Raw genomic sequence first — 23,071 nt, 5'->3', positions numbered from 1 at the left:
CGGGCAAGGAGAGTTGAAGACAGGAGAGATAAGAGAAATAAAAAACAGGGCGATACTGCCTAATTCGCCCGGAACGGTTCAGGCCGCCTGAGAGTGGTTCAGGCCGAAGCTTTCCGTCAGGCCGCGATAGCCCAGTTCCCGTTCGATGGAATGCAGAAAATCAAGCGAATCACGCAGGCTGTCTTCATCGGAGGCGTCGAAATTCATCACGACCAGTTCTTCGAGCCGCATGAGTTCGATGTCGGAAAAAGTCTCCAATTGTTGTTGATTATGCATGTGGTATTCCCTCACTAAGGTTGCAGTTTTATTGTGGAGATAGCAGGTTTCATTTTGATTGCGCGCATTAAGAGGCGACTTGACGCTGATCATCCAATGAACTCCTGCCGGAAGCCTTCATTTATTAATCGCTAACTGCGGACTACTAGCTCCGATACTGCTCGTTATTCCGTTACTGCAGGGTAATAACATAGGAAAAAATTGAGGGAAACGCCAACGCTGATTTTTCAGTGGCGCAGAATAGTTCTGCGAAGTCGGCTTGTGAGAGCTGTCGGGGAGAGTGCGTCCGTGGGCAGCCGCCAACACGGACGCAGGGAGTCGCTCAATATCAGAAAGCGGAAGCCACCGCGGCGACGCCTGTGGCGATTGCGCCAGCGCCAAGGGTTTTACGGGTAGCGTTGGTTTTTTCATAACGCTTGGCCAGCGCCGCAACGCCCCAGCCCACAAGCTGAATCATCGCTGTCGCCAGAATGAATCCGCTGACATAGCTGAAAGAATCAGCGCCGGCAGGTTGTTCCGCAACGTGAGCGTAGCCATGGAAAACCGCGAACAACGCAACCAGCGGCGCTGCCGCCAGAGTCAGCATACGGCTGTTTCCCGCCACCAGCAGCGCCGCGCCCAGCACGAACAGAGAGGCAGTGATCATGGCTTCAGGAATCGGCAGGCTCACGCTTGACGCCGCCAGCAGGCCGCCAGCCAACATGGCGCCGAGAAACGCCAGCAACAGACGCGCTTTCTGACCGGTTTTCCAGGCGAGGAAGCCCACGCCCAGCATGGCGACGAGGTGGTCCAGGTCGAATATGGGGTGAGTCAATCCTGAGAAAAATCCGCCGACGACGCCGTGACCCGGATGGGCGACAGCGGCCATGGAGGCGCCCAGGCCTGTAGTGAGTAATAGTAGTTGAGCTTTGGTGAATCGCATTTATCTGCTCCCTTGTTGGAAATGAGTGCTGTGTCGTCGTGCGCTTGCAATGTTAAGCCGCTTGCAGCATACCTTGGTCAATAATAAAACGGATGATGTCCTGAAGGCCTTCGCCGGTCTTCATATTACTGAAAATAAAGGGTTTGTCACCGCGCATTTTCCTGGCGTCGCGATCCATGACCTCCAATGAAGCGCCCACGATTGGCGCCAGATCGGTCTTATTGATGATCAACAGATCGGACTTGGTGATGCCCGGGCCGCCTTTGCGGGGAATCTTGTCGCCGGCGGATACGTCGATAACATAAAGAGTAAGGTCGGACAGCTCTGGACTGAACGTCGCGCTCAGATTGTCGCCGCCGCTTTCCACCAACACCAGATCGAGTCCGGGATGGCGCGCGGTCAGCGTGTCGATGGCGGCGAGGTTCATGGAAGCGTCTTCCCGAATGGCGGTGTGGGGACAACCGCCGGTTTCCACGCCGATGATGCGGTCTTCGGTGAGCGCCTGATGCCGGATCAGGAACTGGGCGTCTTCTTCCGTATAGATATCGTTGGTGACCACGGCGATATTAAAGCGCTCCCGCAGCTCCTGGCACAGACGGGCCACCAGCGCTGTTTTGCCGGAGCCCACCGGGCCGCCGATGCCGACGCGCAAAGTTTGTGTGCTCATAAAAGCGTTACCTCCAGATGATGTTTATTGTCCTGCGACCCTGTTCAGGATCGGAACAGGCGCGAGTATTGCGTTTCGTGATTGGCGCAGGCCATGGCCCAGCCGGGCAGGGACGCGCCGAAATCCTCTTCTTTTATCTGTGTGGCGGCCGCAACCGTTTCCGTCAGAACCGGCATCAGCCGCTGCAATATGCGTTGCGCTGCGGTTTGCGCCAATGGCAATGTCTTTCCCGCCACGGCGATCTGGTTTTCCAGCCAGCTCCAAAGGAATCCCAGGGCGGCGCTCTCCGCATCAATGTCCCAATGCGCGCAGGCCAGCGTCCACAATGTCAGCAGGGACGCCGGTCGTTCCAGCCACGGCTCCGCGCCGGGGACGTTCAGGTCGCGCAGAAGCTTGGCCAGGGCTTTGCCGACATGGCGGTCTTCGTCCAGTAGCTCTTGGGTTTCGCGAGCAGCGAGCAGCCAGGCGTTCCAGGAATTGATTTGTTCATGGTCATTGGCGCCCCAGGCCTGGAGTAGTTTAAACAGCACAGGCAGATCGGTTTTCCCAAGCCCCTGGCTGATCACGCCCTGCAGCCAGTCGTGGATTTTCTCCGGCGTGTCGATGCCCCCGTGATCTATGGCCCACTCCAATCCCTGCGAGTAGGCGAAAGCGCCCACCGGCAGAGCCGGGCTGATCAGGTTCATGAGTTTCAGCAACGCTAAAGGCGGCATGGGCGGCGAGTCCTCTAATGCTCGTGCGGGTGCGCGTGAAGGTGAACATGGCCATGGGGATGCTCATGGTCCGGAGCGTGAAAGTGGTAGCGCGCACTGAGCTCTTTAGCGTCTTGGCGACTTTGCTCATGGGAGTGGTCATGGCCATGATGGTGGCCGCTATGTCCGCTATGTCCGCTATGTCCGCTATGTCCGCCATAGGCGCCGTTTTCCGGATTGAAAGGCGCGGACTCTCGAACGACATCCAACCCATACAGGCGGCACAGATCCTCCAGAACATGGTCCGGTTGGAAGCGCACCCAGAGCTCGCCAATCTGTAGCGGCGTATGTCGGTTGCCCAGGTGATAGCAAATTTGCGCGAACTGACGCGGATCGTTGGCCTGGGCTGTGGCGACGGTTTCCGGCGCGGCGCTGATGGTGTAAATATCGCCGTTTTCAGCCATCAGCAGGTCGCCGTCGAGTAACGTTTTACCGCGCTCCAGAAACAGGCCGACGTCTTCTCCAGACTGGGTTTTGGCGCGCAAGCGGCCGCGTTTGCGTTCATCGTAAGTCAGACTGATGACGCCGGCGATGACGGGCGTCTGTTCGGTCTCGATATAGCGTTCGGTGATGCGAATCATGCTTTGTCTCCGCCTTTTAAAACAGAAAATAACGCTGCGCCAGAGGCAGCACTTTCGCGGGCTCGCAGACCAGCAGCTCGCCGTTGGCGCGCACTTCATAAGTCTGCGAATCCACTTCCATCTGCGGCGTCAGGTCGTTCAGCACCATGCTCTTTTTAGTGACGGTGCGGGTATTGCGACAGGCGCTGAGCGGGGACTGCAAACCAAACTGCTCTTTTACTCCGTTATCCAGGGCGGCCTGACAGACAAAGGTGAGACGGGTCTGCTGCATGGCCCGACCAAACGCGCCGAACATGGGGCGATAATGCACCGGCTGTGGCGTCGGGATGGATGCGTTGGCGTCGCCCATGGGAGCGGCGGCGATCATGCCGCCTTTGATGATCAGAGAGGGCTTGGCGCCGAAGAAGGCCGGCCGCCATAAAATGATATCCGCCAGCTTGCCGGGCTCAAGCGATCCCACTTCATGGGCGATGCCGTGAGCAATAGCGGGATTGATGGTGTACTTGGCGATGTAGCGTTTGGCGCGAAAGTTGTCGGCGCGCTCGGAATCCTGCGCCAGCGGTCCGCGCTGCACTTTCATTTTGTGGGCGGTCTGCCAGGTGCGGCAAACCACCTCGCCAACCCGGCCCATGGCCTGGGAGTCGGAGGAGATCATGCTGAATGCGCCAAGATCGTGCAGGATGTCTTCCGCGGCAATGGTTTCCTTGCGGATGCGGGAATCGGCGAAGGCGACGTCTTCTGGGATATCCGGGTCCAGATGGTGACACACCATGAGCATGTCCAGATGCTCGTCCACCGTGTTGATGGTGTAAGGCCGGGTCGGATTAGTCGAGGAGGGCAGCACATTCAACTCGCCGCAGGCTTTGATGATGTCCGGCGCGTGACCGCCGCCGGCGCCTTCGGTGTGATAGGTGTGGATGGTGCGTCCTTTGAACGCCGCCAGCGTGTCTTCCACAAATCCGGATTCGTTCAGCGTGTCGGTGTGGATGGCCACCTGCACGTCGTATTTTTCGGCGATATTGAGGCAGTTGTCGATGGAGGCGGGAGTGGTGCCCCAGTCCTCATGCAGCTTCAAGCCCATGGCGCCGGCGAGCATTTGCTCTTCCAGCGCTGCCGGAAGGCTGGCGTTGCCTTTGCCGAGAAAGCCCAGGTTCATGGGAAAAGCGTCGGCGGCCTGCAGCATCTTGCCCATATGCCAGGGGCCGGGCGTGCAGGTGGTGGCGTTGGTGCCGGTGGCGGGACCGGCGCCGCCGCCCAGCATGGTGGTGACGCCGGACATCAACGCTTCTTCGATTTGCTGCGGACAGATGAAATGTATGTGGGCGTCGATGCCGCCGGCGGTGGCGATCATACCTTCGCCAGCGATAACTTCCGTGCCGGGACCGATAATGATGTCGATGTTGTCCTGTATGTCCGGGTTGCCGGCTTTGCCGATGGCGGCGATGCGACCCTGCTTGAGCCCGATATCCGCCTTGACGACGCCCCAGTGGTCGAGGATCAAGGCATTGGTGATGACGGTGTCCACCGCTTCTGTATTAGGGCGTTGCGACTGCCCCATGCCATCGCGGATGACCTTGCCGCCGCCGAATTTCACTTCGTGGCCGTAGGTGGCGTAATCTTTTTCCACTTCGATCCATAATTCGGTGTCGCCCAGACGCACCCGGTCGCCTACGGTTGGCCCGAACATGTCGGCGTAGGCGGCTCTAGAAATCTTTGCCATGGTGATAAGTCCTGCTGTGTAACCTGTTTGCGTGCTGCATTATTTTTGTCGCGCCGGGCGTCGTCATAAGTCGCCCATGACATCGCCGCGAAAGCCGTAAACCTTGCGCTCTCCACCCAGGGCGACCAGCTCCACAGTGCGGGTTTGTCCGGGCTCGAAGCGCACGGCGGTTCCGGCGGCGATGTTCAGGCGGAAGCCGCGCGTCTGCGCTCGCGTAAAGGACAGCGCCGGGTTGGTTTCAAAAAAGTGATAATGAGAGCCCACTTGCACCGGCCGGTCGCCGGTATTGGTGACTTCCACAGTGACGGTCGGCAGGCCGGCGTTAATGTCGATGTCGCCGGGGAGGGCGTCTATTTCTCCTGGAATCATGGTTGGATCTCCGCAGGCGATTAAGGGATAGGGTTGTGGACAGTGACCAGCTTGGTGCCGTCCGGAAACGTTGCTTCCACCTGCACCTCTGGAATCATTTCCGGTATGCCCTCCATGACGTCATCCCGAGACAGCAGCGTGCGGCCGTACGCCATCAATTCCGCAACGCTACGGCCGTCCCGGGCGCCTTCCACAATTTCCATGCTCAGGTAGGCCATCGCCTCTGGATAATTCAGTTTCAATCCCCGTGCTTTGCGACGCTCCGCCACCAGTGCGGCGGTGTACAGCAGCAGTTTGTCTTTTTCTCTGGGGGTGAGTTCCATGGTGAACTTCCTCTTTTATCTTGCGGTTACTTTTATTCTTCGATGACTGTGATGCTTCAGTTACTGCGGTGTTGGCAGTCTTTGGAGCGTTATCGGTTCTCGCCATAAGACAGGCCTGCGTCAGGTCGCCCATATCCGCGGCGGATGGCTCTCTACGCCGATTAACGCTGGACGCAGTAGTGACCACGCCGCCATAAACAACCGCTTGATGGGTTCCGACTGCTGGCACAGGGCGCGCAGAATGATCAGGTCGTCCTTGCGCGTCAGGGTCCAGCGCAGGTCTTTGCTATCGCCGAGGGCGGCGATGGCTGTATTTGCCTGTAACGCCTCGCGGCACTGTTGCAGCCGCTTCTGCGGCGAATCCTGCACATATCCGGCCAACAGCGATCCGTAAACCTGTTGACCCTGCAGTCCCCAGGGCTCTTGAAATCCGGGACCTTCGCCGCGTAACGCGACCCGTTCGAAGAAGCAGGGCGCGCTGTCACGCAAAATCCGGGTGGTTTGGGTAAACGCGCCGCTGGCGAATGGCGCGTCCGCCGCCGGACGCCCCAACGCGGTGATTTCCCAGGCGATAAAGCGGCTGGCGGCGCTGGTCTCCAACAGCAATGTCTGTGCGCCTTCGGCGCCGTCATAAATGATGTTTTCCTGGGGCAGCCACTCCAGACTTTGGGCGTCGGCGCAGTTGAGCCGAACGGTCTGACATTGCCGGTGTCCGGCGGCGTCAGTGCGATAGATTTTGCCGGCGGAGGGGGTCGTGAGCAGCGCTTCCGCGCCGTGCTCCAGTTTGGCGTCAATCTCGATTTCATCTCCACAAACCAGACCGCCTGGAGGATGCAATATATAGATGTGGGGACGCTGCGCGCCCTCTGGATAAAACGGTCGCTGCACCCGCAGAGGGCCTTGGTGAGCGGCTTGCTTCAATATGGTGCGATTTGACTCTTTGGTCAGGTTTAGCGTGAGCGACGCCCGCCAGTTTCTGGCGCCGGTGACGGCGGAAGAGCCAGGACTCAATTCCTGCTCCGCATGCTTGTTTTTATCGGTGAATTGCTCTGCAAGCATTACGCTGCGTACCTTTACGCTGAGGTCGCGATCTCTGTCCGCGACTTTCTTCTTACCTGCTGCGCCCTGAAACAATGCGTGGGCGCGCTCGTTTCTGTCTCGTTGTGGCAAGTCATTAAGCGAATGCTGTGCCAACCCCTCGCCATTTTGGCGCTGACAGGGCGGAGGCGGTGGTTTAAAAGCGTTCAGGGACTTTGTTTTTGCACCGCTTTGGTTCATGGCTTTGGTGCGCCTTAAGTGGGTCGTCAGACATTTTTTGAGCGCGCCCCGATATTGTGCCCCCATGCATGAGACATGGGTCACACTGGTGCGAATGGCGGCTCCGTAAAACTACGTATCCTTGGGTTTTCAAATGTAACGTTATGAAAACAAAGAGATAAAAAAGTGGTGGAACACTGCGTGCGTTGCTTTGCGACGGGAGAAACTCACAACATTAACCCGTATCGGAGTTCGTACAATGAAAAAAATGTCTAGGCGTGTTGGGACTGGTTTGAGCGCGTTGGCCCTTTCGATCAGCGCCTCCCTGGCGCAGGCGGCGGACACCATTAAGGTGGGCGTTCTGCACAGCCTGAGCGGAACCATGGCTATCAGCGAGACAACTCTGAAGGATACCGTTCTCATGCTCGTGGATGAGCAAAATAAGAAAGGCGGCCTGCTTGGCAAGAAGCTGGAAGCCGTCGTGGTTGATCCCGCTTCCAACTGGCCGCTGTTTGCAGAAAAAGCGCGTGAGCTGTTGGAAAAAGACAAAGTGGATGTGGTGTTCGGTTGCTGGACCTCCGTCTCGCGCAAATCCGTATTGCCGGTGTTTGAAGAGCTGAACGGCCTGTTGTTCTATCCGGTGCAATACGAAGGGGAAGAGTCCTCCAAAAACGTTTTCTATACCGGCGCCGCGCCGAACCAGCAGGCGGTGCCCGCGGTGGACTATTTAATGGATGAATTGGGCGTGCAGCGCTGGGTGTTGGCGGGCACCGACTATGTGTATCCGCGCACCACCAACAAGATCCTGGAAGCCTATCTGAAATCGAAAGGCGTCAAACAGGAAGACATCCTGATCAACTATACGCCTTTCGGGCATTCCGACTGGCAGAGCATTGTCTCCGACATCAAGAAGTTCGGCTCCGCCGGCAAGAAGACCGCAGTAGTGTCCACCATCAACGGCGACGCCAACGTGCCTTTTTATAAAGAGCTGGGCAACCAGGGTATTTCCGCGGAAGACATTCCGGTCGTAGCGTTCTCGGTCGGCGAAGAAGAGTTGTCCGGCCTGGATACCAAGCCTCTGGTGGGCCACTTGGCGGCCTGGAACTACTTTATGAGCGTGGACGCGGAAGTCAACGATGACTTCATCGATTCCTGGAAAACCTTTATCAAGGATAAAAAGCGCGTCACCAACGATCCCATGGAAGCGCACTACATCGGCTTCAACATGTGGGCGGAAGCGGTCAAAAAAGCAGGGACCACTGATCCTGACGTGGTAGGGCAGGCTATTGTCGGCGTGACAGTGCCCAACCTTTCCGGCGGCTACGCCACCATGATGCCGAACCACCACATCACCAAGCCGGTGCTGATCGGTGAAATTCAGGAAGACGGTCAGTTTGAAACGGTGTGGCGTACTTCCGGCGCTGTCATGGGCGACGCCTGGTCTGACTATCTGCCGGGCAGCAAAGACCTGACCGCGGATTGGACCATGCCGCTAAGCTGCGGCAACTTCAACGTCAAAACCGGTAAGTGCTCCGGGCAAAACTATTAATTGACTTCGCCCATCCCATCGTGGAATTAGCTGGGGCGCCGGTTGCGGCCGGCGTCCCGGCGCAAACTTCCGCTGGGCGTAAACGCTACGGAAAGAATGACACATGCGACGACTTTCCCTCCTGTTTTCCTTTTTATGGCGGCTCGACTTTTTCAATCCGGGCCGCGTTATGTTGATTCCCATCCTGCTTGCGTTGAGCTTTGGCGCTCAGGCGGCAGCCGCCAACTCTGATATGGCGCCGATACTGGCGCAACTGAAAACGGCGGGTTTCTCAGAAAAAGAGCAACTGGTGCGTGATCTGAGTGAAATAGAACATCCGCAGGTTGTTCCTGTTCTCACCGCGTTGCTGGAAGGCGATCTGCAATACGCCAAGAAAGGCGAGGGCGAGGTGGTTATCCTGCGCTACGCCAATGATCTTTATAGCGCAGAAAACGTCTTGACCGGCGAAGTGGCGGAGGACGTTGAGAAGCGCGCGTTCAAGAAGATCAGCGTGAATAACTCCTTGCGACAGTTGCTGCGGGAAAACCTGGCGGCGCTGCAATTGCGTTCGCCGGATCTGAATGTGCGCCTGGAAGCGGCGCGCAACATGATGAAGTCCGATGATGCGACCAATATTCCTCTACTGGCGCGCGCGCTGGAAAAAGAGCAGGACGCCTCCGTTCGGGGCTTGCTGGCTGTCGATCTCGCCATGTTGCAGGCGCGCCATGGCGAAACAACGCCGGATAGAGTGGCGGCGATAGAACAATTGCAGGGCGAGCTGTATGTGGAAGTACGCTCTTTGCTGCGCAGCTTTTTGAACACCAATGGCCAAGGCGAATTCCTGGAGCCGGACCCGGCAGTGAGACAGGCGGCGCAGGATGCGTTGGCGTCGATAGAAAGCCTGGTCGCTTTCAATAAAGGCGTAGAAAACGTCTATTTCGGCATCAGTCTGGGCGCGGTGCTGTTGCTGGCGGCGGTAGGACTCGCCATCACCTTTGGCGTGATGGGCGTTATCAATATGGCCCACGGTGAAATGATCATGCTGGGGGCTTACACGACCTTTGTGATTCAGCAATGGATGCCGAACCATATTGAGTACTCTTTATTTGTCGCGATCCCGGCGGCGTTTCTGGTGTCCGGTCTGGCGGGCGTCCTGATCGAGCGTGGCGTGATCCGTTTTCTTTACGGCCGCCCCCTGGAAACTCTGCTGGCCACTTTCGGCATCAGCTTGTGTCTGCAGCAACTGGTGAGAACTATCTTCGGTTCGTTGAATCAATCCGTCACCACGCCAAACTGGATGTCGGGCTCTATTGAAATCAATGGCGCGCTGTCGCTGACCTACAACCGTCTGTACATCATCATTTTCAGCATCTTGGTGTTGTTGGCGCTGGCGGCGTTGCTGCGTAAAACCCAGTTCGGTCTGCAAATGCCGGCGGTGACGCAAAACCGGCCGATGGCCAGTTCCATGGGGATTCGCACCGGCTGGCTGGATGCGATGACTTTTGGCCTGGGGTCAGGCATCGCCGGTATCGCCGGCGTGGCGTTAAGTCAGTTGACCAATGTGGGGCCTAACCTGGGACAGGCCTACATTATTGATTCGTTCATGGTGGTGGTGTTCGGCGGCGTGGGCAACCTCATGGGCACATTTGTCGGGGCCATGTCGTTGGGCGTCGCCAATAAACTGTTGGAGCCCTTCGCCGGCGCGGTGCTGGCGAAAATCCTGGTGCTGGTCTTCATCATCCTGTTTATCCAGAAATACCCGCGGGGCATGTTCGCTCTCAAGGGCCGCGCGGTGGAGGGCTGATGACGATGAAATTGGGACCTGTCACTCGACTTCTCATGAACGATAAAGGCGGCCGCTACCTGCTGCTGGCGCTGGCTGCATTGGCGGTAGTTGTGCCGCTGTTGAATCTGACCATGACGCCGGGATCGGCGCTGCATGTATCCACCTACACGGTGACGTTGCTCGGAAAGTACCTCTGCTATGCCCTCTTGGCGCTGGCGGTTGACCTGATTTGGGGATACTGCGGGATTCTCAGTCTGGGACACGGCGCTTTTTTTGCCTTGGGCGGTTATGCGATGGGAATGTATCTGATGCGTCAGGTCGGCGATCGGGGCGTTTACGGCGACCCGTTACTGCCGGACTTCATGGTGTTTTTGAACTGGAAAGAGTTGCCCTGGTATTGGCATGGCTTCGATAACTTCGGCTTCGCCATGCTGATGGTGGCGTTGGCGCCGGGTCTGCTGGCGTTCGTGTTCGGTTGGCTGGCGTTTCGCTCGCGAGTCACCGGTGTTTATCTCTCCATTATTACCCAGGCGCTGACCTACGCCCTGATGCTGGCGTTCTTCCGCAATGATATGGGATTCGGCGGCAATAACGGGTTGACGGACTTCAAGGATTTGCTGGGCTTCAATCTGCAATCGGACGCCACCCGCTGCGGCTTGTTCATCGCTTCCGCCGTGGCGCTCATGCTGGGATATGTTCTATGCCGTCGCATCGTTAACTCCAAACTCGGACGCGTGTTGGTGGCGGTGCGCGATGCGGAAGCGCGCACGCGGTTCTTGGGATATCGGGTGGATAAATACAAACTCTTTGTATTCGTCGTTTCCTCGGTGCTTGCGGGAATAGCCGGCGCCCTCTATGTCCCTCAGGTGGGCATTATTAATCCCGGTGAGTTTTCTCCCATTAACTCTATCGAAATCATCATCTGGGTGGCTGTCGGCGGGCGCGGCGCGCTGTATGGCGCAGTCATTGGCGCCATCGCGGTGAACTACGCGAAAAGTTATTTCACGGGGGCGTTCCCTGAGCTTTGGCTGTATTGCCTGGGGGCGTTATTCGTGGTCACGACGTTGTTTTTGCCTAAAGGTCTGGTGGGATTGTTTGAACGCATCTGGTCAGGCGGCGGGTCTGTCACGCCAGAACGACCGGAACAAGCGGGTGATGGCGGCGAGTCTTCTGAAACTGAAACGCTGTTAGCGGATTCGGGTGGGTCTATACGTCCTGTCGCATCTGATCGCCATCCCGACAAGCCGGTTGAAGTCAGTCCCAGCTCATAAGGAAAGCCCATGCAAGCAAAACATCTGGAACAACCCAGCATTCTTTATTTAAACGGCGTATCCGTCAGTTTCGATGGCTTCAAGGCGCTGAACAGTCTGTCATTGATTTTAGCGCCGGGGGAATTGCGCGCGATTATCGGTCCGAATGGCGCAGGCAAGACCACCATGATGGATGTCATTACTGGCAAAACACGACCTGACGTCGGCCAGGTGCTGTTCAACAATCACATCGACCTGACTCAGCACGACGAGGCCGAGATCGCCAATATGGGCGTCGGCCGCAAATTTCAGAAGCCGACGGTGATTGAATCGTTGACGGTGCTTGAAAACCTGGAGCTGGCGTTGCAAGGCGGGCGCAAGGTGTATGAGGCCTTCTTTCATCGGCTCAGCAAGGCGCAGAAAACCCGCATCGATGAAATCCTGACGCTGGTGGATCTCAGCGCCAGGGCGGGCGAACTCGCCGGCGCGCTGTCTCATGGTCAGAAGCAATGGCTGGAGATTGGCATGCTGCTGATACAGGGGCCGGAATTACTGCTAATTGACGAACCGGCGGCGGGCATGACCGACGTGGAAACCGAGAAAACCGCCGAGCTGTTTAAAGCCGTATCCAAGCAGCATTCCCTGGTGGTGGTGGAGCACGACATGGATTTCGTGCGCGCCCTGCAATGCAAAGTCACAGTGTTGCACGAAGGACGCGTGCTGGCGGAGGGATCGCTGGATCAGGTGCAGAAGAATCAGCAGGTGATTGAGGTTTATCTGGGGCGGTAAAAATAAGTGGAGCCCCTGGATCAAACAGCGGCGGAATAATCGAGTAATGTCATATGTTGAACGTACAGAACGTAGACTTGTTTTACGGCGCCAGTCAGGCTTTATATGGCGTCAGTATGGAAGCGGAGGCGGGGAAGGTTTCCTGCATTCTGGGGCGCAACGGGGTGGGCAAGACCTCCCTGTTGCGGGCGCTGTCCGGTCGCCATCCCGTCAAGAAAGGCGCGGTGCTCTGGCAGGGGCGCGATATTGCGCGCTTGTCGCCCCATGATCGCGCCAAACTGGGCATCGCTTATGTGCCCCAGGGACGCGAGATATTCTCCCAGCTCACGGTGCTGGAGAATCTGAAAACCGGCTTTGCCGCTATTCCTCGTAGCCAACGCAGCATTCCAGAGGAAATTTTCACGCTGTTTCCCGTACTGAAAAGTATGCTTAAACGCCGTGGCGGGGACCTCTCCGGCGGACAGCAACAGCAGCTCGCCATCGCCCGCGCCCTGGTCACCCGTCCCAAGCTTTTGATGTTGGACGAGCCGACGGAAGGCATCCAGCCATCCATTATCAAAGATATCCAAAGCGTCATCGGAAGACTGCGCGACAGGGGCGATATGGCCATTGTCCTGATCGAACAGTACCTCGACTTCGCCTACGAACTCGCCGACAACTACGCCGTACTGGATCGCGGCTCTGTTGTCCTGTCCGGCCAGAAAGCGGATATGGATAAAGAGCAGGTAAGAGGGTACATGACGGTGTGAAGAACTGGCTCAGGGACGAGTTTGACGCCGCCTTTCTATCTGTTACCTACACTTTATCTCCTGCTTGCGCATTATCTCGCGCCAGCGCTTTAGCCCTTAAAGTTTCATATAAAGAATTCTCTGACATACTCTACTCTTAATAGAGTCGTTTCGCTTTGACCCATAAGGAAATGGCGCCGCGTTAGAACTGTGTTATTTCTCATTTCCAAGGTTAGAGGTAAAAGCATGTTAAAAAGCATCTATGCAAAGTATTCCGATTTGATGTGGCGTCCCGTTTCCGTCGAGATTGAGGGCGAGGCTCGTAATGCGATGATTTTCGACCTCTCCCAGGTGGATGAAGACGACGCGGAGAGTTTTTTTGATGACTTATTCTGCGACGGCATGCCTGAGAATCTGGATTTAGACACCAAAATTCCATTTCTAGTGACCGGCTTTCTTGAAGGCGACTTTGAAGTGGGCGATCTGGATGTAATCGCGCAACCGGAAAGCCTGCTGTTTCTTGATATTGAAAATGCGGAAGATGGAAAATGCCCGGTTTACTACATTGAAGTGGGCGGCACGGCGATAGTGGAAAGCTTTAAGAAGCTATGTGACGATGTGAACGATTTGGTAATCGCCGATAGAGAAGATGATCCTGCCCACAAAGATTAGACACGTCATTAATGAGAGCGCCTACGAAGGTGACGCAACCCGCCTATTGGTGTCTGATCTGGTGTGACGCCAGTCGTCCCACCGAAAAGTAGAGGATTGACGGAGGTAGTATGACGTGTATGTTTATAAACGCGCAGTGAGGTTGATAGGGTGTTCCTGTGTTTAAAGGGCTTCAGAAAAATCTTATACCGATTTGATAAGCTTGATGCCACGTTTAAACTCTTCATTCAGTTTGCACTAATAGCTGATTAGTTCTTTAGTGTGAACAGGCCCCAGTAAATCTCGCTAAGAAAATTGTTATTTTCTCCTGTTTCAAGTATATACCCTGTTGAAATGTTTTGATGAATGCCCGAATAACAGCAGGTAAGCGATTTACATAATGAAAAAACTCATACTCCTTTGCGTATGGCTAATCTCCTCTACTTCACATGCATACTCTGGTAATCAAGAAGAGCTAATCAGGGCATGGGAAAGAATCCAGGAAAACGAGGAGTTATTTACTAATTTTAGTGCATTAGGTGATGGAAAATATCAGCTTGATAGCGACAGCTTTGGATTCCATGGCGTTGCTGAAATTACGGCAGTTTCCATCGAGTATGGCGCAGATGGATATAGATACGGAAATCTCCAAGTACAACTGGAAGGCAAGCTGAATAGGGAGCCAGAGATTAAGTCCTTTATGACTAATAGAAAACTTGTCTTTAACCCCGTAGTCGATGTGTGGATGACGAATGAGGAGTGGCTTAGGTACGAGGCGGACAAGCGTGACAGGGAATGGGGTTACTCGTTTATCCAGGCTGTTATGCAACCTGTACTTGTGCTGGGGCTGGTTATATTTCTCTTTTATTTCCTATTTCGGAGGGGACCCATACATAGATCACTTCAGGTTATGGATAAACAGCTAGCAGTGATGGAAAGCATGGACAAGACCCTTAGCGAGTTAAAAAATAAGTAAAAATGTCGTTGCAGGAACCAGTGGTCCCACTGGTTTCTTCTATGTTAATTTCCCGGGGATAGAGGAATAAGTCACTTCTAATATGTCTGAATTTTAATCATGCAAGTGCGCCAATCATATTAAACGTCTAACTGATGCTGGCGCCGTATCTCATCACCTCGCTGTTACCGAGGATGCCTGGCTATTAATCAGGCAGAAAAATAGCTTCCTTCTATTTGTCTGCAACTACAGGTTGTCTGCAACGACAGGGCCTGCACAGGTCAGGCCCTGTCTCCCGCGGCTAACAGCCGCGCAGGCGCATCCATGGGCCTGATTATTAACATGCCAATATCTTTGCCATATTATTAACGTTGCGCTAGACCGTCTACGTATAACTCGTTTTATTCGGTTGTATCATTCACATTGCAATAGGGTTGATTGTAAATTGATCGAATTTATGCGGAGGTAGAGTCGATACAACAAGAATTAAAATGACGGTAATGTTATTTATTAGTAAATAAATGTGTTGTATAAATGAAAATGCTTGATGCTTAATAACTTTGCGTTATACTGCGCCTCCAACTCGTATTTTATTGGCCAGGCTGTAAATGGCCCGGAATCAATAGTTTTCATAATTACATTGGGGATAAGAAATGAAAAAGATCAACGCCTACGAAACTACTCTTGCTGAAATCGAAGCGCTTAAAAAGAAACTGGAAGCGCTGGAAAATGACGACGAACTGAAAAAGAGCCTGGAATTCAAAAAGCAACTTGAAGAACTCATGAAAAGCTACGACGTTTCTTCCGAGGAGGTGCTGAACCTGTTGCGTGGAGATAAAGCGCCAGCTAAAGTTTCTGCTTCTGACAAGCGTCGTGGCGCGCGTCCTTTGAAAGTGTACAAAAACCCAGAAACCGGCGAAGTAGTTGAAACCCGCGGCGGTAACCACAAAGTTCTTAACGCGTGGAAAGAACAATACGGCAAAGAAACTGTTGAGAGCTGGTTGGCTGCTTAATGGTTTTATAAGGCTGTAATCGGGCGGCGCTTTCATATACATCCTTTTAAGAGTTTGTTGTTAGTGTAAGCTTCTGCCTGAGCCTGTTCGGAAACGCCTCCTATATGGAGGCGTTTTTCGTATGCCGCTCCCTACTGATATCAGGTAAATAAGAAACGCCTGGTTTAAGTGACATGCTCAGGTTTCAGGTTAAAGAGCGAAAGCAGGCAACGAGTGATTTCAATATACTTCTGACCAAGAGAACAAGATAGGAAAGCCCTTCGACACTTTACTTTCCTATATGTTGGATAGGATGCACATGTCAGGTCCTGTCGAAGATCTATTAATCCAAGGATTATCGGGGCGTCATTGTAAGGTAATGACGCCGCTGAGATGTTGGTATAACGCTTGAGTCTATTCGTTGCCGACGGCAATGGGACGATTGGGATCGGTGATCCACTCGCTCCAGGAGCCGGGGTAGAGTTTGGGCATGGGGTAGCCCGCCAGGTGGGCGGAGAAGATGTTGTGGCAGGCGGTGACGCCGGAGCCGCAGTAGCAAATGACTTCCCAGGCTTTGCCGTGGGCGTAATAGTTGGCGAAGCGGCGGCGTAATTCTTCTTCCGGTTTGAATACGCCTTCGGGGGTCAGGTTTTCTTCAAAGGGCGCGCAGATTGCGTTAGGGATGTGTCCGGCGACTGGATCTATCGGCTCCATTTCTCCTGCGAATCGCGGCGCCGCGCGGGCGTCCAGAATATTGACCGACGCGTCGTTCAGCTTGCTGTGCAACTCCTCCGCCGTCACCAGCAGACGGTCGTCGGGCGTCGCCTCGTACGCATCAACCTGCTTGGGCGCCGCTGGCTCAGTGGACAGATCATAACCCGCGGCGCGCCAGGCTTTCAGGCCGCCGTCCAGAATGCGGACGTCATCGTGCCCAAGCCATTTTAACAACCACCACAAGCGAGAGGCGTAAGCGCCGGGGCCGTCGTCATAGGCGACGACAGTATCTTCTGAGGTGATGCCGGCCTGCTGTAACCAGCCTAGAAACTTGTGGACCTCCGGCAGTGGATGGCGTCCTGTTTTACCTGGAATCACCGGCGCCGATAAATCTTTGTTCAGGTCGGCGTATACGGCGCCTGGAATATGGCCCTGCAGATAGGCGAGGCGTCCGTATTCCGGGTCGTTAAGCGCGAAGCGGCAATCGATAATGCGATACTTGGCGTCGCCCAAATGCGAATGCAGGGATGCTGGGGAAATTAGCATGGATGTCCTTTTGCTCCTTGTTACATTTCTTTACTTTGAATGCAGTCACAGCGCCTGAACGCGCCTGCGTATATGCTAGCCATCGCCCACATTGCCTGAGACTGACTTATGAAGGACCAAGTCGTTGATATTCGCGACATATTCAAAGCCCGTCAAACGGTTTCGCGAAATCTCAAGCCGACTCAATTGCTACGCTACGAGAGCCTCTCCAGGCTGATTGGCGCTGATATCTATATTAAGCACGAGAATCATAACCCCACGGCCAGCCAAAAAATACGCGGCGCCGTCAATCTTGCGTGGGAATTGCGGCGTAATGGCGTCACCCGCATCGTCACCGCAGCCAACGGGGCTTCGGGGCTGGCTTTGGCTTGCGCGGCCCGTCTGTTCAACATGAGCGCGCTGGTGGTGGTTCCGGAAAAAAGCCCATTGTCATTGACTCAACCGATACAGGATCAAGGGGCTGAAGTACGCGCCAGCGGAATCGACTTTCCAGAGTCGTTACGGATCGCGCGCCGCATGGAGGAAAACGGCGATTATTACTTCGTGCATCCCGCCAACGAAATGCAGTTTATTCATGGTTGCGCCACCGCCGCCCTGGAAATGATCGAGGAACTGCCTGAAGCGGATGTGGCGATCGGCTCTGTGGGCATGGGGGGATGTATTGCTTCCACGCTGGCGGCGTCGAGCGTCCTCAATCCCAAGTTGAAAGTGATTGGCGTGCAGGCGGAGTCGGCTCCTGCCGCTTATTTATCCTGGAAAACCGGCGCGCTGCAACGTCAGGAAAGTCGAACGTTTTCGCAAGAACTGGGTATGAGTAAAGCCTTTGAAACGCCTTTCAGTCTGTATGCGGACTCACTCGCGGACTTTGTTTTGCTGCCGGAACATCGCTTGTACGAAGGCGTGGCGCTGGCGGCGCATCATACCCGGCAAATGGTGGATGCGGCGGGCGGCGCGCCCATCATGGCGGCCTATCTGCTCAGACAAAAACTCAGGAGTAAGACCGTGGTGCTGTTTATGAGCAGTGGTGTGGCGACGGCGGATGAACTGGAGGAAGCCTACACCTTATCCGCTTTTCGCAGCGGCAAACCTGAGGAACTCTAGTTGTATTAATATGGCAATGATATTGACATGTTAATATCTGGCGCATGGATGCGCCTGCGCGGCGAAGAGCCGCGGGAGACAGGGCCTGACATGGGCAGGCCCTGTAGTTGCAGACAAATAGAAGGAAGCTATTTGTCTGTCTGATTAATAAGTGTGATCGTAAAAGGAGAGGGGACAGTCAGGCGCGATCCTGCAGGCGTGTGGTCAGCATTTCACTGATCACTTTGCCGCTCACGGGACGACTGAAGTAATAACCTTGGGCCAGGTCGCAACGTTTCTCCTTGAGCAGATGAACCGTTTCTTCCGTCTCTACGCCTTCCGCCACGACCAGCATGTCCAAATGGTGGGCGAGGTTGATCATGGTGTCGACCAGCGCCAGATCACGTTGTGATTTGGTGATGTCGTCGATGAACATCTTGTCGATTTTCAGTGTGTCCACCGGCAACCGCTTAAGGTAATTCAAAGAGGAATAGCCGGCGCCGAAATCGTCCACCGAGCAACTGATGCCCAGCTTGCGCAGCTCTGCCAGTATTTCGATAGTGTGCTCGATATCCTCCATCAAGGCGCTTTCCGTCAGCTCGATTTCCAACAGCTCGGGGCGTACCGAATAACGTCGTAATGCCTGAGTGATGGTGCTCAGGATGTCGGCGTGCTGAAAGTGGAACGGGGAGATATTGATGGCGACGGAAAAGTTATGGTGATTCTCCCGTCCCCAGCGTTGCAGTTGTTTGCAGGCTTCCTCGGTAACCCAGTTGCCGATATCGATGATCAGGCCGTTTTCCTCCGCGGCGGGAATAAACTCCGCCGGAGAAACCACTTCGCCGCTCGGTCGCCGCCAGCGTATCAGGGCTTCGACGCCGATGATCATATTGCTGTGCAGGGCGATTTTGGGTTGGTACAGCAAGTTGAACTCATTCTTTTCCAACGCAGACTTAAGATTGTTGCGAATTCTCAGGCGATGGGAGGTGAGAATTTCAAATTCGTCGGCGAAGAACTGGCAATTGTTGCGGCCGCGACTCTTGGCGTGATTCATCGCCATGTCCGCTTTGCGGATCAATGCGTCGGCGTCGCGACTGTCGGTTGGATAGAGGGCGATGCCGATCGAGCAGGTCAGATGAAAAGTCTGATCGTCGACCGTAAACGGACGATCAATGGCGGAGCGCAGGCGCTCGGAAACCAGGGTCGCCTCGAAAGACGTCTTGATGTTCTCCAGCAGGACAATGAATTCGTCGCCGCCATAACGCGCGACGGTGGTTTCCGGCGGCAGGGTTTCCTTGATGCGTTGCGCGGCCATTTGCAGTAACTGGTCGCCGGTTTCCAGTCCGGTGGAATCGTTGATGTCCTTGAAGCCGTCGAGATCCAGAAACATGACCGCCAGATCCCGCTGCTGAACGCCTCGGCGCTCGATGGCGTGGGTGAGGCGTTCGTGGAACAAAGTGCGGTTGGGCAGGCCGGTCAGGTTGTCGTGATAGGAATGAAACAGCGCCTGTTGTTCGCTGAGCTTGAGTTCCGTGATGTCACTCAGACTCCACACCCGGCCGAGCACCTTACCTTCATGGATGCGTGGATTGGTGTAGCAGTCGATGAAGCGACCGTCTTTCATTTCCAGCAAACAATAACTGGAGCGCTGATTAAAACGTTTATTGAACTCCCAAAGTCGGGTCAGCTCATCCAGGTTCTTCACTTTTTCCCGTAAATAAGGACGGATGTGGTGTTTGTTGATGTTTTCCGCTACTTCCTGCCGCATGTCGAACATTTTCAGAAACACGTTATTGCAGGCGATCACCCGATTGTCCTGGTCGAAGACAATGATGCCGTCGCAGGTGGAATTGAGGGTGGCGTTAAGCAGGGAAACCGAATTCTCCAGCTCCTGTTTGGTCGTGGAAATTTCCTGTAATTGCTGCTTTAGTTCCTGGTTGCGTTTGGTGAGCTCCTGCGAAGACAGTTCCAGGGCGCGTTCGAGCATGCTGCGTTCTTCGTCAGCCTGGATGTACGCCGCGTCAATCGCGTCCAGAAGCGCGCGTAACCGCTCCGCTGGAAGGTCAGCGGGCAACAGTTTTTTCAACTGACGCTCTAACAGCCTATGCATAGGTGATCATAAAGCCTGGTTGATGTTGCATTCTTAGTCTTCGCTGATTGTTGTAATCGTCATCGTCTGGTTATGCAGAGAGCAGCCAACCCCATCAACTACCGGACTGATTTCGCCATAGGAATAAAAACCGCATATAGCGGTATCGGCGCCGAGCACTTCTCGAACGCTTTCCACTTCTTCTTCCGTACGTTGTTTCAACACCATTTTGCGTCCGACGCAACTGACCAGTAACGCAAGTTGCGGTTGCCGGCCGCCGGAAAAGCGACTTTGCTCCGCCGCTGAGGCGGCGCCTTCCACCAGACGCTCGAAGTTGGCCTTCATAAAACGGGCGGCGGCGCCTTGAGGCATATCGCCGGCGAAGGTCATGGATCGTTCCGACTCATTGATGCCGAGAATGGTTCTCACAACATAGTGATTATCGGCGAGCTTGACCAGTAGGGGAAACAGCAGTGCGGTGGCCGGCAGCCCGTTCGCGTAGTCGCCCAGGTAATCTTTATAAAGAGAAAGCGCGCTATGCTGATCCAATTCAAACAGTTTGTTGCGCTCGGATTTGCTGATGCGCCAATCGGGACCAAAAGCGTCCCACCCCCCCATGGAGCCGTATCCGATGCGCAATGAGTCGCCGTAAAAGCCGATCGCCGCCACGAGACCCTCTCGTGTGGGACTGTTAACCCAGACGGAGGTGTCAGTGAAGTCTTCATAATCCCCGGCGAGTCCGCCAGTAATCCTGACTCGCTGAGGCAGAGCCTCCTGGGCGCCATGCACCAGTTCGGAGCCGTTGACCTTTAAGCCATCGGACAATAACAACACATGACGCAGCCCTTCTGGCGGTAATTGTCGCGCAATGTTGCGTCCGACGGCGCGGCTATCTGAATTGTCCTGAACAGGGGTGGAGACGACGGCGATAGTGGCGCGGGAAAAGCTGAGCGCCGTAACGGTCAGTGTGTTCTCCAGCACTTTAGTCCCCATGATTTCCCCGGCGGTCGAGCAGCCTACTATTTGAGCCTGAGGGAAACTGTAACGTAACGCGGCGTCAACATCATCGGTAAACAGGAGGGATTGCCGGCCGAAGCAAAGCAGTAAAACCGTATCATGCTCCGGTTGGTCTGGGAGGGGCGTCATCCACTGACCGTTTTTCCGGATAAATTGTTGAATCTGCATTTAGAGGACTACCGCGCAAATGACCCGTAAATGATGATCGATCGCCCGTTGCCTGTTTTGACAGGTAATTATGTTTTATATCCTAACTATAGATAACGCGGCGAGGAATGCTCAATGTAATTTACAAAGTTTTTCCCGCCGCACTGGGTTAACGGCCTGTTTAGGGCGGCCAGTATGTTTAGGCTGGGAGGAGACTAGCCCAGTAACAGCGAGTCGTCGGCCAACCCATGCCCGCTCTTGGTCTCGAACAGTTTCAACAGGTCTGGAATGGTGGTGAACTTGCGCTGGTCTCCCTCAATGTCGAAGATGATTTTGCCTTCGTGCAGCATCAGCGTGCGGTCGCCGTAGTCCAGCGCCTGCTGCATGCTGTGGGTCACCATCAGAACCGTCAATTTTTCCCGCTCGACGATCTCCGCTGTCAGCTCCAGAACGAACGCAGCGGTTTTGGGGTCGAGGGCGGCGGTGTGTTCGTCCAGCAGCAGAATTTCAATAGGCTGGAGAGTGGCCATCAACAGACTCATGGCTTGGCGCTGTCCGCCGGACAGCAGGCCGATCTGATCGCCCAGGCGATCTTCCAGTCCCAGCCCCAGGCGGGCCACCAGCTCTTTGAAGCGCTTGTTGTCCGCGGACTTGATCGCCGGCCGCAAACCGCGACGTTTTCCGCGCGCCAAAGCCAACGCCAGATTTTCTTCCAGGGTGAGGGTTTCACAGGTGCCTCGCTTGGGGTCCTGAAAAACGCGAGCGACATTCTTGGCGCGTTTGTGAGTCGGCGCCTGGGTGACATCCTGGTGGCCAATGACGATGTTGCCGGACTCCGGCTGTATTTCTCCGGCGACGGCGTTGAGCAGGGTGCTTTTGCCCGCGCCGTTACTGCCGATAACGGTAACGAACTGGCCTTGGGGAATAGTCAGGTCGACGCCCCGTAGGGCATAGACTTCCAGCGGCGTGCCGCGGCCAAAGCAGATGTGTAGATTGGATACCTGGATCATGCTTGAGGCCTCCCTGTGGGCTTGAATACGGCGCGCTTGGCGGTAGGCAGAACAATCGCCATGGCCACCAGCGCAGCTGTGATCAGGTTGAGGTCTTGAGCCTGTAGTCCCAGAAAATCAGTGTTAAGCGCCGCCGCCACGGCCAGACGATAGAGAATGGAGCCAATGATGCAGCCCAGCAGCGCCAATAAAATAGTACGGGGCGTCAGTAACGCTTCGCCGCCAATGACTGAAGCCAGGCCGACCAGAATAACGCCGACGCCCATGGTGATGTCCGCATTACCGGTGGACTGAGCGAACAAGGCGCCAGCCAGCGCCACTAACCCATTGGATAGCGCCATACCGACTATGATCATGAAACCGGTATTAATTCCCTGGGCTTTGGCCATATGCGGATTCGCCCCGGCGGCGCGCATCGCCAGGCCCAGTTCGGACTTCAGGAAAAACAGCAGCAAGCCGGCGACGGCGGTGACGACGATGGCAAAGCCAATCGGGGCGGCGTAGTAATATTTAACGCCCAGAGTATCAAACACGCTGAGGACTGTGGGTTCTCCCAGCAAGGCGACATTGGGCTTGCCCATGATGCGTAAATTGATGGAGTACAACGCCATCATGGTCAGTATGGAGGCCAGCAAATGCAGTATCTTGAGCCGTACGTTCAGCCAGGCGGTGACGCTGCCAGCCATTGCGCCTGCAGTAATCGCCGCGAGCGTGGCCAGCCAGGGATTCCAGCCAAACGTAATCAAAGTGGCGCATACTGCTCCGCCTAGTGGGAAGCTGCCGTCGACAGTGAGGTCGGGGAAGTCCAGAATGCGGAAAGACAGAAACACGCCGAAGGCGACAAGGGCGAATACAAGGCCGACTTCAATAGCGCCAAGAAATGCGATTTGGGACAAAAGTACCTCCGGGAACAACTGCAATG

Annotated in this window: 23 protein-coding genes; 9 read left to right on the top strand and 14 right to left on the bottom strand. The window is 55.2% G+C overall.

Annotated features, from left to right (window positions below; translation table 11 throughout):
• Positions 1-78: 78 nt before the first annotated feature.
• The 9 genes from HCH_RS20235 to HCH_RS20195 form a co-directional block, all read right to left on the bottom strand.
• A complete protein-coding gene (locus HCH_RS20235; RefSeq protein ID WP_011398295.1) occupies positions 79-369 on the bottom strand; it encodes a hypothetical protein in 291 nt (96 codons plus the stop codon).
• Positions 370-604: 235 nt separating this feature from the next.
• Positions 605-1,198 (bottom strand): HupE/UreJ family protein, encoded by a 594-nt coding sequence (locus tag HCH_RS20230; protein WP_011398294.1) that lies wholly within the window; start codon positions 1,196-1,198, stop codon positions 605-607.
• A gap of 52 nt (positions 1,199-1,250) precedes the next feature.
• Positions 1,251-1,865 (bottom strand): urease accessory protein UreG, encoded by a 615-nt coding sequence (ureG, locus tag HCH_RS20225; protein WP_011398293.1) that lies wholly within the window; start codon positions 1,863-1,865, stop codon positions 1,251-1,253.
• Positions 1,866-1,909: 44 nt separating this feature from the next.
• Positions 1,910-2,578: an urease accessory protein UreF gene (locus HCH_RS20220; RefSeq protein WP_011398292.1), complete on the bottom strand. Its 669-nt coding sequence runs from the start codon at positions 2,576-2,578 to the stop codon at positions 1,910-1,912.
• Between the two features lie 14 nt (positions 2,579-2,592).
• A complete protein-coding gene (gene ureE / locus HCH_RS20215) occupies positions 2,593-3,198 on the bottom strand; it encodes an urease accessory protein UreE (RefSeq protein ID WP_011398291.1) in 606 nt (201 codons plus the stop codon).
• Between the two features lie 16 nt (positions 3,199-3,214).
• Positions 3,215-4,918 (bottom strand): urease subunit alpha, encoded by a 1,704-nt coding sequence (gene ureC / locus HCH_RS20210; RefSeq protein ID WP_011398290.1) that lies wholly within the window; start codon positions 4,916-4,918, stop codon positions 3,215-3,217.
• 63 nt (positions 4,919-4,981) lie between these two features.
• On the bottom strand, positions 4,982-5,287 hold the full coding sequence (locus tag HCH_RS20205) for an urease subunit beta (RefSeq protein WP_011398289.1): 306 nt from the start codon (positions 5,285-5,287) through the stop codon (positions 4,982-4,984).
• A gap of 20 nt (positions 5,288-5,307) precedes the next feature.
• The gene (gene ureA / locus HCH_RS20200) at positions 5,308-5,610 is read right to left on the bottom strand and encodes an urease subunit gamma (RefSeq protein ID WP_011398288.1); all 303 of its coding nucleotides are present in this window, start codon (positions 5,608-5,610) and stop codon (positions 5,308-5,310) included.
• Positions 5,611-5,730: 120 nt separating this feature from the next.
• Positions 5,731-6,804 (bottom strand): urease accessory protein UreD, encoded by a 1,074-nt coding sequence (locus HCH_RS20195; protein ID WP_158304981.1) that lies wholly within the window; start codon positions 6,802-6,804, stop codon positions 5,731-5,733.
• Positions 6,805-7,126: 322 nt separating this feature from the next.
• Between HCH_RS20195 and urtA the strand changes: the two genes are divergently transcribed.
• From urtA to HCH_RS20155, 8 genes are all read left to right on the top strand, one after another.
• Positions 7,127-8,416 (top strand): urea ABC transporter substrate-binding protein, encoded by a 1,290-nt coding sequence (urtA, locus tag HCH_RS20190; RefSeq protein WP_011398286.1) that lies wholly within the window; start codon positions 7,127-7,129, stop codon positions 8,414-8,416.
• Between the two features lie 103 nt (positions 8,417-8,519).
• Complete coding sequence (urtB, locus tag HCH_RS20185; RefSeq protein WP_011398285.1) at positions 8,520-10,199, top strand: urea ABC transporter permease subunit UrtB; 1,680 nt, start codon at positions 8,520-8,522, stop codon at positions 10,197-10,199.
• Positions 10,199-11,452 (top strand): urea ABC transporter permease subunit UrtC, encoded by a 1,254-nt coding sequence (gene urtC, locus HCH_RS20180; protein WP_011398284.1) that lies wholly within the window; start codon positions 10,199-10,201, stop codon positions 11,450-11,452. The genes urtB and urtC overlap by 1 nt, the downstream gene beginning before the upstream one ends.
• Before the next feature lie 9 nt (positions 11,453-11,461).
• Positions 11,462-12,220 carry an urea ABC transporter ATP-binding protein UrtD gene (urtD, locus tag HCH_RS20175; protein WP_011398283.1) on the top strand — a complete coding sequence of 253 codons (759 nt, stop codon included), beginning with the start codon at positions 11,462-11,464 and terminating at the stop codon, positions 12,218-12,220.
• Positions 12,221-12,273: 53 nt separating this feature from the next.
• Positions 12,274-12,969 carry an urea ABC transporter ATP-binding subunit UrtE gene (gene urtE / locus HCH_RS20170; protein WP_011398282.1) on the top strand — a complete coding sequence of 232 codons (696 nt, stop codon included), beginning with the start codon at positions 12,274-12,276 and terminating at the stop codon, positions 12,967-12,969.
• A gap of 225 nt (positions 12,970-13,194) precedes the next feature.
• Positions 13,195-13,620, top strand: coding sequence for a hypothetical protein (locus HCH_RS20165; protein ID WP_011398280.1), 426 nt, complete (start codon positions 13,195-13,197; stop codon positions 13,618-13,620).
• Positions 13,621-13,999: 379 nt separating this feature from the next.
• Positions 14,000-14,575 carry a hypothetical protein gene (locus tag HCH_RS20160; protein ID WP_011398279.1) on the top strand — a complete coding sequence of 192 codons (576 nt, stop codon included), beginning with the start codon at positions 14,000-14,002 and terminating at the stop codon, positions 14,573-14,575.
• A 632-nt stretch (positions 14,576-15,207) separates the two neighbouring features.
• On the top strand, positions 15,208-15,567 hold the full coding sequence (locus tag HCH_RS20155) for a histone-like nucleoid-structuring protein, MvaT/MvaU family (protein ID WP_011398277.1): 360 nt from the start codon (positions 15,208-15,210) through the stop codon (positions 15,565-15,567).
• 393 nt (positions 15,568-15,960) lie between these two features.
• Here the strand turns inward: HCH_RS20155 and HCH_RS20150 are convergent, their stop codons facing one another.
• Complete coding sequence (locus HCH_RS20150) at positions 15,961-16,806, bottom strand: sulfurtransferase (protein ID WP_011398276.1); 846 nt, start codon at positions 16,804-16,806, stop codon at positions 15,961-15,963.
• Positions 16,807-16,914: 108 nt separating this feature from the next.
• On the opposite strand from HCH_RS20150, the gene HCH_RS20145 reads away from it, so the two are divergent.
• Entirely contained in the window at positions 16,915-17,907 is a 993-nt protein-coding gene (locus tag HCH_RS20145) for a threonine ammonia-lyase (protein ID WP_011398275.1), read from the top strand.
• Positions 17,908-18,085: 178 nt separating this feature from the next.
• Here HCH_RS20145 and HCH_RS20140 read toward each other — a convergent pair whose 3' ends face one another.
• The 4 genes from HCH_RS20140 to HCH_RS20125 form a co-directional block, all read right to left on the bottom strand.
• The gene (locus HCH_RS20140; RefSeq protein ID WP_011398274.1) at positions 18,086-19,996 is read right to left on the bottom strand and encodes a putative bifunctional diguanylate cyclase/phosphodiesterase; all 1,911 of its coding nucleotides are present in this window, start codon (positions 19,994-19,996) and stop codon (positions 18,086-18,088) included.
• 33 nt (positions 19,997-20,029) lie between these two features.
• A complete protein-coding gene (locus HCH_RS20135) occupies positions 20,030-21,160 on the bottom strand; it encodes an FIST signal transduction protein (RefSeq protein ID WP_011398273.1) in 1,131 nt (376 codons plus the stop codon).
• A gap of 194 nt (positions 21,161-21,354) precedes the next feature.
• Positions 21,355-22,149, bottom strand: coding sequence for an ABC transporter ATP-binding protein (locus tag HCH_RS20130; RefSeq protein ID WP_011398272.1), 795 nt, complete (start codon positions 22,147-22,149; stop codon positions 21,355-21,357).
• Entirely contained in the window at positions 22,146-23,045 is a 900-nt protein-coding gene (locus tag HCH_RS20125; RefSeq protein ID WP_011398271.1) for an ABC transporter permease, read from the bottom strand. Before HCH_RS20125 ends, HCH_RS20130 begins: the two co-directional genes overlap by 4 nt.
• Between the last annotated feature and the right edge of the window lie 26 nt (positions 23,046-23,071).

It is taken from the genome of Hahella chejuensis KCTC 2396 (assembly GCF_000012985.1).
Lineage (GTDB): Bacteria > Pseudomonadota > Gammaproteobacteria > Pseudomonadales > Oleiphilaceae > Hahella > Hahella chejuensis.
The sequence above is the reverse complement of the archived record's forward strand: the minus strand, read 5'-3'. Positions and strand labels throughout refer to the sequence as shown.

What these genes read in the sequence shown, in the direction of transcription:
- HCH_RS20130 (WP_011398272.1), bottom strand. Translation starts at nt 22,149, where the DNA reads ATGATCCAGGTATCCAATCTACACATCTGCTTTGGCCGCGGCACGCCG.
- HCH_RS20155 (WP_011398277.1), top strand. Translation starts at nt 15,208, where the DNA reads ATGAAAAAGATCAACGCCTACGAAACTACTCTTGCTGAAATCGAAGCG.
- ureA (WP_011398288.1), bottom strand. Translation starts at nt 5,610, where the DNA reads ATGGAACTCACCCCCAGAGAAAAAGACAAACTGCTGCTGTACACCGCC.
- HCH_RS20145 (WP_011398275.1), top strand. Translation starts at nt 16,915, where the DNA reads ATGAAGGACCAAGTCGTTGATATTCGCGACATATTCAAAGCCCGTCAA.
- HCH_RS20165 (WP_011398280.1), top strand. Translation starts at nt 13,195, where the DNA reads ATGTTAAAAAGCATCTATGCAAAGTATTCCGATTTGATGTGGCGTCCC.
- HCH_RS20135 (WP_011398273.1), bottom strand. Translation starts at nt 21,160, where the DNA reads ATGCAGATTCAACAATTTATCCGGAAAAACGGTCAGTGGATGACGCCC.
- HCH_RS20205 (WP_011398289.1), bottom strand. Translation starts at nt 5,287, where the DNA reads ATGATTCCAGGAGAAATAGACGCCCTCCCCGGCGACATCGACATTAAC.
- HCH_RS20140 (WP_011398274.1), bottom strand. Translation starts at nt 19,996, where the DNA reads ATGCATAGGCTGTTAGAGCGTCAGTTGAAAAAACTGTTGCCCGCTGAC.
- urtE (WP_011398282.1), top strand. Translation starts at nt 12,274, where the DNA reads ATGTTGAACGTACAGAACGTAGACTTGTTTTACGGCGCCAGTCAGGCT.
- HCH_RS20220 (WP_011398292.1), bottom strand. Translation starts at nt 2,578, where the DNA reads ATGCCGCCTTTAGCGTTGCTGAAACTCATGAACCTGATCAGCCCGGCT.
- ureG (WP_011398293.1), bottom strand. Translation starts at nt 1,865, where the DNA reads ATGAGCACACAAACTTTGCGCGTCGGCATCGGCGGCCCGGTGGGCTCC.
- urtC (WP_011398284.1), top strand. Translation starts at nt 10,199, where the DNA reads ATGACGATGAAATTGGGACCTGTCACTCGACTTCTCATGAACGATAAA.
- ureC (WP_011398290.1), bottom strand. Translation starts at nt 4,918, where the DNA reads ATGGCAAAGATTTCTAGAGCCGCCTACGCCGACATGTTCGGGCCAACC.
- HCH_RS20235 (WP_011398295.1), bottom strand. Translation starts at nt 369, where the DNA reads ATGATCAGCGTCAAGTCGCCTCTTAATGCGCGCAATCAAAATGAAACC.
- HCH_RS20150 (WP_011398276.1), bottom strand. Translation starts at nt 16,806, where the DNA reads ATGCTAATTTCCCCAGCATCCCTGCATTCGCATTTGGGCGACGCCAAG.
- urtB (WP_011398285.1), top strand. Translation starts at nt 8,520, where the DNA reads ATGCGACGACTTTCCCTCCTGTTTTCCTTTTTATGGCGGCTCGACTTT.
- ureE (WP_011398291.1), bottom strand. Translation starts at nt 3,198, where the DNA reads ATGATTCGCATCACCGAACGCTATATCGAGACCGAACAGACGCCCGTC.
- urtA (WP_011398286.1), top strand. Translation starts at nt 7,127, where the DNA reads ATGAAAAAAATGTCTAGGCGTGTTGGGACTGGTTTGAGCGCGTTGGCC.
- HCH_RS20160 (WP_011398279.1), top strand. Translation starts at nt 14,000, where the DNA reads ATGAAAAAACTCATACTCCTTTGCGTATGGCTAATCTCCTCTACTTCA.
- HCH_RS20230 (WP_011398294.1), bottom strand. Translation starts at nt 1,198, where the DNA reads ATGCGATTCACCAAAGCTCAACTACTATTACTCACTACAGGCCTGGGC.
- urtD (WP_011398283.1), top strand. Translation starts at nt 11,462, where the DNA reads ATGCAAGCAAAACATCTGGAACAACCCAGCATTCTTTATTTAAACGGC.